This is a genomic window from Companilactobacillus ginsenosidimutans, assembly GCF_001050475.1.
GTDB classification, from domain to species: Bacteria; Bacillota; Bacilli; order Lactobacillales; family Lactobacillaceae; genus Companilactobacillus; species Companilactobacillus ginsenosidimutans.
Genome location: NZ_CP012034.1, coordinates 1480902 through 1493362, shown reverse-complemented (window position 1 = coordinate 1493362; position 12461 = coordinate 1480902). Strand labels below are relative to the sequence as shown.

Below are 12461 nucleotides of genomic sequence, written 5' to 3'. Positions count from 1 at the left end.
TACATAACAATTTTTATTTATGATCAATAGCTCCCGTTTCATGCATAATCATTGCAAAATTAATCAAAAAGAGTATGATTGCATTATAATCAATTGGGAGGAAACTGATATGAAAAATGTTCAAGTAAGAATTTCTGATGAGTTAAAAATGGCAGCAGATAGTATTTTTGATGGGCTGGGTACTTCAACAAATGAAGCAATAAAGATATTTCTTCAAATGTCTGTTTATGCAAAGGGATTTCCTTTTGAAATAAAACTACCGGATACTTCTACACTAAACCGGATTTCATATTCACCAAATATTTCGAAACAGAAAGAAAACGGAACAACAACGATCATTGAGAAAACAGATAAGCTAGGTGGATTTCCAAAAAACTGGACTGCTAAAACACTGACTCTTAAAGATAATTCAGGCGATGGGAAAGTGATTGCTGACATTTCATATAAAAGACTGGATTTAACTGAGGGTCGGTCATATTCGAAATATACGTTTGACGGAGATTTTGCCGACGTGCCTGATGGTGATACAAAAGAAGTATTGGAAACCGCTATATATCGCACTGATTTGGGGAAAAAGTTCTATAATGGGGCCATTCTGGAAAGATTTAATATATATCAAGATGATGTTAGTGCGATGGATAGAACTAAATTATTTGTTGAAACGTTTGTTCCTTATTTAGTTGAACACGGACTTCAATCTATTGCATTTCGAGAGAATCATTTTTACGATGCGAAGACCACACATGATAGGGCAAGTTTAGTCATTGCGTTTACCAATTATGGTTTCCTTCCTATGAATAGTACTGATGACTATGCAGATGCAATGTCTCACTTGGATTTTTTTGATAGTATATTTAATTAATCTACAATAAACGGGTGTATATATTAAGTAAAAAATGCGTCTCAAACTGACTGGTTTGAGACGCATTTTTAGTTAATATTACAAAATATGAATATTATACTTAGCACAGTCTTCAATGTATTCTTCAGGCCATACACTAGCTTGTACTTCACCAACATGAGCTTTACCAAGCAACAACATGCACAATCGTGATTGTCCGATACCTCCACCGATTGTGAATGGGAGTTCGTCTGCTTCGATCATCTTGTGATATGGCAACTCTAATCGTTGTTCTTGTCCTGTAATCTTGAGTTGTTCTTTCATTGACTTGGCATCAACTCTGACACCCATTGATGATATTTCGATGGCTTGGTCCAGTGGTTCGTACCAGAACATGATGTCACCGTTTAATTTCCAGTCGTCGTAGTCAGGGGCACGTAGGTCGTGTGGTTGGCCACTCTTTAATGCGCCACCGATTTGTTCGATGAATACGCAGCCTAGTTCTTTTGCAATGGCGTTTTCGCGTTCTCTTGGTGTCTTGTCTGGCCATCTGTCTTCGAGCTCTTGTGAGGTTACGAAGTGGATTTCATCTGGTAAATGGTGAACTGCTTCGGGAAATTTGTACCATACTTCGTGTTCCATGTGTTTGATTACTTTGAAAATTTGTTTAACTGTTGACTCCAATGTCTCTTTTGTACGATCTTCACGTCTGATAACTTTTTCCCAATCCCATTGGTCAACGTAGATTGAGTGGAAGTTATCCAAATCTTCATCCTTACGGATAGCGTTCATGTTAGTGTAAAGACCTTCGCCTAGTTGGAAATCGTAGTGTTTCAAAGCCCAGCGCTTCCACTTTGCAAGTGAGTGTACGATTTCAATTGTTTTCCCCGGCATGTCTTTCATCTCAAAGGATACGGCTTTTTCAACACCGTTAAGGTTATCATTTAAACCAGTGTCCTTCTCAAGAAACATTGGTGCAGAAATACGTGACAAGTTTAGTTCTTTACCAAATTCATCTTGGAATGTTTCACGAATGAAACGAATTGCAGCTTGTGTTTGCTTAGTTGTAAGCTTTGGTTGATAGTCCTTTGGTTTAATAATATGCATGATAACTCTCCTTCAAAAAGTTTTATTTTCGATAAATTGGATCAGAATGGAAGCAACAAAAAAAGTCTTCCATCCCTAAATATAAGGGACGAAAGACTTCGCGGTACCACCCAGATTGCTTATATTTAAATAAGCCACCTCAATAAGAGTACAAACATACTCTCCCGGATGATAACGTACCGGTAACACGGCTTAGCCTAATTTGAAATCATTTCAGCTAGCAACTTGGAAAGTGTTATTCAGAAATTTCTCAACTGCTCGGGTTCTCACCATTCCCGATTCACTGTCAGATTGAAAAATCTTACTCCTCTTTCTTCACGTCTTTATCTTGATGTAATTTATACTAGCATTATTTCTGGAGTTGTAAAGTCTAAAATTAAAATTATTCAAATTTGTACTAATAAATCTTTTTGAAGTGGGTGGTGAAATGCTGTTATAGTGGGAATAATGGCTATTCTTAAATTAATTAAAGAATTTTGTATTTTAATGTTCATTTAAAATTGAAGAGGTCAAATATACATCAATTTCTTCATTTGCCATCAATTGATTGCAGTGACGAAAAATTACGTATAAGCTCAGACCATCAATAGGGAGAGTGGATGATGAGTGAGCATATTGAAACTATCAGTCAAACATTTAACGTTCGAAATGAGAACATCACGGTGGAGTCTGATGCAATGGTGGATGACAATACTGGAAAGCTAATATCCAATATACAGCTAGATGACAAAGCAATTCAAAAAGCATTTGATGTATATAGAGATCAACATGATATTTTATTTCCAAAACAAATTGTCGAGCTTCGATCTAAATACGGTTTAAGTCAAAGAGCATTTTCTAAATTATTAGGGATTGGTGCTGCCACAATTGCTCGTTATGAGCGAGGTGTGCTACCAACTGAAAGTATTAACGCATTGTTATCACAGATGAGAGAAGAGACTTCACTTGAATCGTTTTTTAAAAATAACAAATCCAGATTGAACGTATCTGATCAAGAACATATTGTTGAGGTTTTAAGCAAAAGTCAACAATCTGAATTACAAGGCAGTTTAGAACAAATTTATTTGGAAAGAAACGGGAACAATTCTGCCAATCTCTTTGATGGATTTAAAAGCTTTGATTACGAAACTTTCAAAAATATGGTGGTCTATTTTATTCAGCAATCCGACGAACTGACTGAAACCCGATTAAATAAATTAATGTTTTATTCGGACGTAAGCTACTTTAAAACCAATGCAGTATCGATTAGTGGAGCCACATATTTTATGAATAGTCTTGGACCAGAAATGAAGGATTTGCAGTTACTATTATTGAGTCTTCATGATAATAAGAGTATTGATGAAAATATCAGTGCTAAATCTGAGGAAGTTTTCTATACCACATCGAATATTTTTGATTCAAGGCTTTTTTACCAAGATCAAATATCAACAATGGAAATACAGATAGAAAGGTTCAAGGAGCTGTCAATCCATGAAATTTGTGATTATTCTCGAAATGAATTCCAATATTTAGATCAATCATCTGAAAAACAAATCTCGTATAAAGCTTTGATTGAATAGGTTTTTGATCCACAAATAAAACATCCAATTTGTGACAACTTCAACAAGAACTATCAATAATTTGTTCATATAAATAAAACAAATATTGAATTTCCTAGTGCCTTTAGGGGTTATTCCCAAAATAAGATACAAAAGTAACGTTTTCTGCTGTGGATTGTTACATTGTGACAAAATTAGCGTTATACTTTGCTTAGATGTTACGTAGCGATAAAAATGCAAAATATTTGAATCGTTTTCCCAAGAAATGATTGGATATTTTCACATGCGCGGATATTCTGGAATCCGAGTTCGGAGATTTACCCAAATCTCATGCTTTTTATCTGGCGTGACACATTGGGGTATTTTCAAGTAGAAAATAAAAAATAGATAATTGCCATACTGGGTTTTGGCATTATCTATTTTTTTCGACTAAATCATTTTTTGCTTTAATAGAAAGTACTGGCGCCTTGAAGATGTTGATCATTAGCTTTGACATGTCTTCTTCAGAGACATGTTCTTTTGAAGTTAACCAAGTAGTGGTTAGATGTTCAACACCCTTAATGTAAAATTCTAACAACCAGGGTGTAATTATTTTTGCAGTGCGCTCGTCAAATTCTCCTGAAGAGATTAGGAACCTTTGTAAATCAGGACCACGATCGTGCAAAGCTTTTTTTAAGAATCCTTCGTCACTATTGTTTAAAATACCTAATAAATCCTTATGGTCTTTTGCAAACTTCAAATACCGATAAACGGACCCTTGGTTGATATCGTCACCAATAATAAGTGGGGGTTGGAAGATGCTGTTGAACTCATCCATTAGCTGTTGACGGATGTCGTCGAGAAGATTATCGACACTTGAATATCGTTCGTAAAATGTTTTTCGACTAATGTTTGCCTGCTTGGAAATGGCGGTAATAGTGATTTTGTCAATTGGTTTGGTCTTGGCTAATTCTATTATTGAGGACCTAATTGCATCCTTAGTTCTGACGATTCGTCTATCTACAGCCATGAATTACCCCTGCTTTCCAAATACTATATCTATCATACCATATGAAAAAATAAAAATATCGTTAGAAGATTTTGACTTCTAACGATATTTTATTTACTAATTATTCAGTAACTTTTTTTGCAAGTTTTAGTGCATTTGTTACGGCTTCTTTGATTGCGTTACTTGAAGCTGATGCGCCAGAAATTGAGTCAACATCAACAGAATTTTTAGCAACGATTTCTTTAGGAAGTTCCTTGATAGCCTTGAGTCCATAATCTTCAGACTCACTTTGCTTCAAAACTTCAACATCCTTGATGTTATTGTCATCATCAACTGTAACACGGACAACGACTTCGTTACCCATACCGGCAGTTGATTTACCGATAAATTGATTTGGACCAGTCTCAAAAGATTCTTCGACAGCATCAGATCCTAATCCGGCAGTTCCGTTGTTGACGGGAGCTGCGTTTTCACTAGCACCAGCAGTTGCGTCAGTTGATCCAGCACCATTTGTGTTAGGCACTTCAACTTGAGCCTTAATCTTAGCCGCTTGTTCACCGGCAATTTTACCGAAGATAAGGTTCTCGGCAAGGTTGCTACCACCGTTGTACTTACGTCCCATCAAACTACCAAGTTCACCGACTGCATATAGGTGAGGGATTACGTTGCCATCTGGGTCGACGACTTCAGTTTTAGCATTGTGAACAGGGCCACCCTGTGTGTTCAACAACCCTTGGACCATGGCGATTGCATAGTATGGACCCTCATCATCAAAGGCTGTTAAGGTGTCACCGTCACGGTTATAAGCATAGTCACGTCCCTTTTTGGCGAAGCGATTGAAGTCCTTGATTGTGCCTTTCAAGGTTTTGGCGTTGACTCCGAGCACCTTGGCGAGTTCTTTGATGTCATCGGCCTCAATAACCAGCTTCAAGAATTCTGGATAAGGTGCGTTCTTGTCACTCTTGAGTTCGACGTACTTCTTCTGGTCGAAAATGACATAAGGGTGGATTTGCGCGTTTGGAATACGCCATTCACCGTGATTTTTGATGTGACCGTGGCGATGCATCTCATCCTCATTGAAGTAACGTGTCCCGTCGTCGCCGACAACCATCAAGCTGCCTTGGTGGAATGCAGGCCAATCGAATGGGAGAAATTGTGAACGCTGACCGGCTTCGGGTTTAGGTGTCAACCCATGGAATATTCCGTATGACTCGTAATTAGCCATATTGTATAGCTGGGCTCCTACATCTTCGGCCATTTTGACGCCGATACCTTTATTGTAAAGGGATCCGATAGGATTGAGGCTAGTTTCACCAAGATAGTTTTCAATCATCTTAGGATTGTTTTCGAAACCACCAGTTGCCATGACTACACCGTTGTTAGCCTTGACTTTAAGTGATTCACCATTACGTTTAATTTCAACACCAACAACGGCGTTGATGTATGGATCTTGATACAAGTATTCAGCTGGAGTTTCGTACAAGACATCGATTTTATCGGAACGGTCGAGTACTTGTTGACGAAGATTTTTCCAGAGAGCTGAATCGGCGACGCCTTCGTGTAAGGCAACCAAATCGTGTGTCTTTTGACCACGTAGTTCTGGATATTCGTGGCGCATGAAGAACAAGGCTTTTGAAACCGGTGAGTCTGGGTGTTCATCCATTACGAATGGCTTTTCAACACCGAGATACTTTTTGACAAAATTAGGCATGTCGTACAATCCTTCAACGTATGTTTCCATAAGTTCGTGATCATATGACAATGGATGTGCCAAATCATCATAATAATTTCTCAAATCGTCAAGGTCGTGGCCAGTTGAAATAACTTGTCCGGCATATCGAGTATTTCCACCTTCATGACCCTCGGGAGCTGAGTCGACAATCAAGACTTTAGCACCGTTATCAGCTGCGAAGCGGGCAGCAGTAGCACCGGCACCACCGAAACCAAGGACGATTACATCATAAGTTGCGTCCCAGTTTGAATTTACACTTTTAAACATTTTATTCACTCCTTAAAAATACCATTATAGATTAATATAACGCTTATTATTATTGCTGTGTGATAATCATGTGAAGATTTTGGCAAAATTGACCAGTGCTGTAGTAAAATTTCTATGATAGGTTATATACAGATGTCATACACAAATATGGGAAGAAATAATAATGGGAATGATAAATAAGAAGTATTACGCATTAGGTACATTGATCAATTTGTCCGTTGCTGAACCTGCTACGACTGCAGACTTAGATGCTGCTTACAAGTTGATTCAGGATTACGAGGATAAACTGACAGTCAATCGTCCTGAGTCAGAAGTTATGTCGATTAACCATAATGCCGGAATTAAGGCGGTTTCCGTTCCAGAGGACACATATGGATTAATCAAATTAGCTGTCGAGACCAGTCAATTGCATCTTGGATTCAACGTTGCCATCGGACCATTGGTTAAGCTTTGGAAAATTGGTTTCAAGGGTGCCAACAAGCCATTAGATTCAGATATTAAGACTAAGCTTACTGAAATTGACCCAGCTCAAATTGAACTCAATGATGAGGAACATTCAGTGTTCTTGAAACAACCTGGCATGGAAATTGACCTCGGTGGTATCGCGAAAGGCTGGATTGCGGATAGAATCAAAGAGATGTGGCTTAAGTCTGGTGTTGAATCAGGTATCGTCGACCTTGGTGGAAACGTTCTATTAGTAGGCAGAAGTCTCAGACCAGATTCTATGTGGAAAATTGGAATTCAAAATCCAGTGGAGAAAAGGAATGTCCCTGTCGGTATACTGCATACAACCGAAAAATCCATTGGTACGTCAGGTATTTACGAGCGTAAGCTAGTGATAGATGGTCATGAATATCATCACATGTTTGATTCGAAAACTGGCTATCCCATCGCAAACAATCTTGCCAGTGTAACTATCATCAGTGATAAGTCAGTTGATGGTGAAATTTGGTCAACGCTTGGTTTTTATCAAGGTATTGAAAAGGGTATGGCCATGATTGAAGAACAGCCTGGAATTGAAGCCATTTTCATTACTAGAGATCTGGAAGTGTTTAGCACCAGTGGGTTGAAAGATTCATTTACGATAATTTAAAAGGAGCTCTGAATTTTCAGAGCTCCTTTTTTATAACTGTACGGATTTATTTTTAATGAGATATTCAATCAATTCATCCATATTAGATCTTTTAGTTTTTCTCAGTTTTACGAGAAAATTATGAATTCTTTCATCCGGTGTTTCAGCAGTATAGCCCACAGAGAACACCTCAATGTATTTTGATTTATCATGATTATTTTTTTCACCCACTTTAATTTTAGGGTATTTCTTCGTGAGTGATTTAATATTTAGAAAAGTTGAATTACTCAAGAATTTAGATAATCCGTCAATTTGGATACTGGATTTTCCCTTGTTTCTTGCAATGATTATCATCTGGATATTATATGTTCTCTTAATAAAAGTCATTAAGAGAAACTCGGTTTGACCATGACAAATTACTATAGCGCAAATAGACGAGCTGATATTATTCATTGGAATTTTTCAACCCTTCGACGATATCATAAAAATTTACATCACTGGAAAAAGGTATTCCATTGAGGCCACCATCAATATAAATCTTTTCAATATTATTATTCTTTCTAACTTTAAATTGCACAGTATCTAGACTATACACAGCTTTATTTCCGACCGAATCCACCCAAATAATATAGATATATTTTTTCTTTAATTGCGTCATCAGATGTGTATCTGAGGTTGTGAAAATTAACTGTCCATCAATATTTTCTTCAATATTTTCGACGATTTGTTTGGTTATCATTGTGTGGAGCCCATGATCAATATCGTCAATGAGTTCAACATTTCCGCCGATTGCATTGAGAATGTGTGGAAATAGTTTCAATATATTTTTGATACCGTTTGATTCGAAAGAAAACTTGATCTCAACATACTTTCCATAGATACGTTTTTTTTCCCAAAGTTCATACTCAATTTCGTTATGAAGATTGATGACTGTTTTATATCTAACTCCGGAAATGTCGTCCAAAAGAGGTATTAAATATTTGTTTAATGCCAATTCGGTGGTTTTTATTAATGACTGGTTATCTATAGAATTTTCACTGGTTAAAAGATTAACTGTATTATTCACGATATTGGTTTCATCTGTTTTTAAACCCATCGACTTGAAAAAATTCAAAACTGCAAATAGGTTCTTTGAAGTAAAATTCTCACTAGCAAACTGATTAATAATAGAAAGGAACGTATGATCTCCCCAATATTCATTTATGTAATCGTTAATCTTTAGTATTGCAGATTTTTGTACCAGTTTTGGACTTTGAATAATTGAAATGTTGTTGTTGGAATCGTATTTGATTGAAAATAGTGTTCCAGATACTTTATTTATTAGAAAATTCAAAGTCTCAGATACAAGATACGGTTGGTTATTATCTCCATTCTGGAAAACCAATTCGTAATTACCCTTATGACCGTTCAAAATGAACTCAAAATTGATAACCATAGGACCAGTGGATGCAACCATTATAGAATCTTTGAAAATGTTATTAACGTTCGTAAAATTTGAATTCAAATCCATAGTAGATATTTGGCTGATCCATTCAGTCTTGGTTTCAGCAATTTTAGAAGGTGATAAGTTGTTTAATTTTTCTATGTTTGAAATTGTGTTTATTGAAAGACGGAGTTTGCTGAATGCTGAAAGAATAGTAGACTTCCCAGAACCGTTTTCCCCAAAGATTGCCATCAATTTTTTTGGGTGATTCTTTTTGGCTTCAAAGTTGATGGTAATGTTATCAAATGATTTATAATTTTTCATCGTTAACGAAGTGAACATGTCATTACCTCCAAATTTGATACAAAATGTGTCGAAATTAACTATAGTGTAACAGTTATTAAAACCAAAAGAGCCCTGAATCATTCAGGACTCTCTATATATTACGCAATTTAATTTAATCCAATTTCACTAATAGATAATTTCTTAGAAGTAGGGTCGATAACAAATTTTATACCATCGATCGAGTTGGTTTTAACAGGTAAAACGTTAATCAATTGAGTGCCGTCAATCTTGCCAACTTTCACCCAATTATCTTTTTCCGAAACATAGACAGTTCCGCTAGCGTTACCGACTACGACTGCTGACTTCACGCCATTAATTGGTGTCGCTGAAACTTGTTGAATAGTCCCAGGTTGTGAAGCATCGTCCAATTTTCCGGTGAAGCTCGTTTCTACCTTGTTGTCGAACAATGCAGCAGTAGTTCCGTTTGAGTTGTCGATGTTGTCTAGTGTCAAACCAGTGCCGCCATAGACCGCCAATTCACGAATTCTGAACCAACCAGTTCTATTGTCGTTTGCCTTTATAAATAGAAAGTTTGCGTCGACGGGAGTCTTCAAATCGAGCTGGTATAATCCGTTTCCGGATAACGTCCCAATAGCAAATTTATCAGCACCATTGATGAATTTGCCAGCGTAAACAGTTGCTCCAGTGAGATTTCCGTCCGACATAACGTCGTCACCAGTGCTTTGTTGAAGCACCAAACGACTGACAGATGAGTATTTTGCCAGCTTAATCGTAAACGTGTCTCCAGCCTTCAAATCGCGGTCACTCCAGAAGAACGTGTCAGTGTCACCGTCGTTAGCTTTGTCAGCAGAGTGATCCAAATAGTGCGATACGTTGGTAGAAATTGTTGTAGCAATAGGAGTTAGCTCAGGTGTCACTGACTTTAATCCTAGGTAACTGTTTAGTTTGTTGTACGTGTCACTAATAAATTGTTCAAACACGCCATCACCGACTGTTGGGGTTGTGATGAGTTCAGGGTCTCCGGTTCGGTTATCTGGCAGAGTCTTTTTCTTTGCTTGTGCGACTTCAGAATTTACTGTGGATAGGGTTTGAGATAGAGCTGCAGGCGTGTCAGAAGAACTTATCTGTTGATTGAGTGTGACTGCAGCGATTAAGGCCTTAGCCCAATGAGAAGCAGCGTTTATCCATGGTAGAGCGTCGTCATAGAAGCCAGACACTTTCATACTTTCCAAAGTTGAAGGTGTGTCTGAAATGGTGTTTAGCTGGGTCAGCAACGCCGTTTTGGCATCGCTATCCGGATCGTTTTGGTAGGCGGCAATTAGTTTGCTCAACACTGGTGCGTGGACTTGGTCAGCCTTGTCGGCATAATTCCAATACTGGTTGAGGTCGACGAATGCGTTGAGGGATGCGAGTGTTGCGGGATTGTCGCCAGCCAACTCTTCGACGACTGTTTGAAGTGATTGGGCGGGCTTATAGGTTGCGGCGTTCCACATGTAGTCACCATAACTGGCAACGCCAATCCATGATGCGTATGGCTGAATCATGGGATTGCTGGTGAATCCGTCGGTTACTTGATAGAGATTGTCGTTTCTACCTTCAACTGGATTCAAATAAAGCCGGTCTTGATCGGAGTCGTTAACGGGGAAGTTGTCCCAGATGAATAGGTGGTCGGTATTGTAAGTTGTTTTGGCTTTGTCGATGGAATCTGAATTGATTGAGCCGGAGAATACGCCTTCACCGGTCCATTGCATGCGGATGTTCTTGTTGAGTTTCTCACCTTGAGCTTCTTTGAATGGATCTTGAGCGGATCCAGCATAGTTGGTTGGAACTAGCCAGAGGTCAGGCAAATTGTTCTTCTCAATGTAGTCAGTTTGAACTTTGTTAACGTAATAAGCTTGTGCATCAGCCAACTGTGACCAAACATTATTCTTGTAATTCTTCGTATCACGGACGGGGAACTTGGCTGAATCTACATCAGTTACAGTTAGAGGAATGTCGTCGAGTGCAATGTAGAATTGTGTGACACCAATGGAACGCAACTGATCAAGTTTCTTAGTTGTGGTCTCAAAGTCCTCTTCACTTGAATAAGTAATATCATTCCCAGGAGACAGCGTGTAAACGAACGTGACGTGATTAGCGTTAGCAGCATCCGCAAGCTTTTTAATTTGAGCTAGCTTGTCAGCAGGGTATTCCTCTTTCCAGTTTTCACGCAGGTAAGTATCGTCTTTTGGAGAATAAATATAAACATTCATTTTATGTTCATTCATAAATTTGAACATATCAGTTCTAGCTTGTTGTGACCAAGGTTGACCGTAAAATCCTTCAATCACACCGCGAATCGACATTTGTGGATTTTGCACAACATTGAGATTTGCGACCGACTCATGCTTGTTCACACGAGCAATCAAGTCGTTGAGTCCATAAGAAAGGCCAGTATTGTCCTTGCCTTGAACTAGTAGATTCGAAACACCATCAGTCACACCACTTTGAATAACGTAGCCATTTTCCTTCAAATTAGCATTGTCATGAACGGACAAGTTGAAGGTCACATTGTCAAAATGGATATCGTTTTGGGCAAGAGCCGATTTTGCGTCAGCAATCGTTGCTAGGTTGGAATCATCAACAGCAGCTATCATTGGAGCTTGCTTGGTCGTTGTACTTGGTTGCTGAGTTTGAACTGCAGTTTTATCTGTTGTGGTAGGAGTGATATCAGATTTGGTTGCAACAATGTCAGAACTAGTATCAGATTGAGTTGACACATCGTTGGATTCAGGCTGTTGTTTAGCAACGACGGTATCTGAAGCAGAATCAAGCACCGTATTCTTAGCATATGAATCTGAAGTATTTGTAACATTAGACTTGTCAGTCTGAACGTCGCTTGTTTCTCCAGATACCGCAGGATCAGAACTTGCCTGCACATTAGTCTCAGAGTTTTGTGCCAACCCCAGTGACACCAGCACTCCGGCGGCGGTCAATCCAATCAATGAAGCTTTAAAATGATTGTTATTTGTCATGTCGTTTTTCCCCCTATACTATTCGACTGAAGTATAACAAAGAAAAGGCATTATTTAACCGTTTTCATTAATTTTCCGTTTCGAATACAAAATCATAATATATTGGAAAATTAATGTCTGACACGCGTGTTAAATCAATTAATAAAAAATAAATTGTACATAAATGTGACGTC

The 12461-nt window shown here is 38.1% G+C and carries 8 protein-coding genes and 1 other annotated feature; of the genes, 3 read left to right on the top strand and 5 right to left on the bottom strand.

Translation table 11 applies throughout. The annotated features are described in order from the left end of the window. The first annotated feature begins 109 nt into the window (after positions 1 to 109). Positions 110 to 862: a type II toxin-antitoxin system RelB/DinJ family antitoxin gene (locus ABM34_RS12930; RefSeq protein WP_053084458.1), complete on the top strand. Its 753-nt coding sequence runs from the start codon at positions 110 to 112 to the stop codon at positions 860 to 862. A 78-nt stretch (positions 863 to 940) separates the two neighbouring features. On the opposite strand, the gene asnA is transcribed toward ABM34_RS12930, so the two are convergent. Beyond that, positions 941 to 1948: an aspartate--ammonia ligase gene (gene asnA / locus ABM34_RS07660; protein ID WP_048704734.1), complete on the bottom strand. Its 1008-nt coding sequence runs from the start codon at positions 1946 to 1948 to the stop codon at positions 941 to 943. A gap of 81 nt (positions 1949 to 2029) precedes the next feature. Continuing rightward, positions 2030 to 2275, bottom strand: a binding site (T-box leader). A gap of 275 nt (positions 2276 to 2550) precedes the next feature. On the opposite strand from asnA, the gene ABM34_RS07655 reads away from it, so the two are divergent. Then, positions 2551 to 3507, top strand: coding sequence for a type II TA system antitoxin MqsA family protein (locus ABM34_RS07655; RefSeq protein ID WP_048704733.1), 957 nt, complete (start codon positions 2551 to 2553; stop codon positions 3505 to 3507). A gap of 391 nt (positions 3508 to 3898) precedes the next feature. On the opposite strand, the gene ABM34_RS07650 is transcribed toward ABM34_RS07655, so the two are convergent. Then, positions 3899 to 4495: a TetR/AcrR family transcriptional regulator gene (locus ABM34_RS07650; protein WP_048704731.1), complete on the bottom strand. Its 597-nt coding sequence runs from the start codon at positions 4493 to 4495 to the stop codon at positions 3899 to 3901. Positions 4496 to 4595: 100 nt separating this feature from the next. Further along, positions 4596 to 6473 (bottom strand): FAD-binding protein, encoded by a 1878-nt coding sequence (locus ABM34_RS07645; protein WP_048704729.1) that lies wholly within the window; start codon positions 6471 to 6473, stop codon positions 4596 to 4598. Positions 6474 to 6636: 163 nt separating this feature from the next. On the opposite strand from ABM34_RS07645, the gene ABM34_RS07640 reads away from it, so the two are divergent. After that, positions 6637 to 7566 (top strand): FAD:protein FMN transferase, encoded by a 930-nt coding sequence (locus ABM34_RS07640; RefSeq protein ID WP_198141145.1) that lies wholly within the window; start codon positions 6637 to 6639, stop codon positions 7564 to 7566. A gap of 424 nt (positions 7567 to 7990) precedes the next feature. Here the strand turns inward: ABM34_RS07640 and ABM34_RS07630 are convergent, their stop codons facing one another. Next, positions 7991 to 9310, bottom strand: coding sequence for an AAA family ATPase (locus ABM34_RS07630; RefSeq protein WP_048704726.1), 1320 nt, complete (start codon positions 9308 to 9310; stop codon positions 7991 to 7993). Between the two features lie 110 nt (positions 9311 to 9420). Next, positions 9421 to 12288: a protein O-GlcNAcase gene (locus ABM34_RS12925; RefSeq protein WP_053084457.1), complete on the bottom strand. Its 2868-nt coding sequence runs from the start codon at positions 12286 to 12288 to the stop codon at positions 9421 to 9423. Positions 12289 to 12461: the final 173 nt, after the last annotated feature.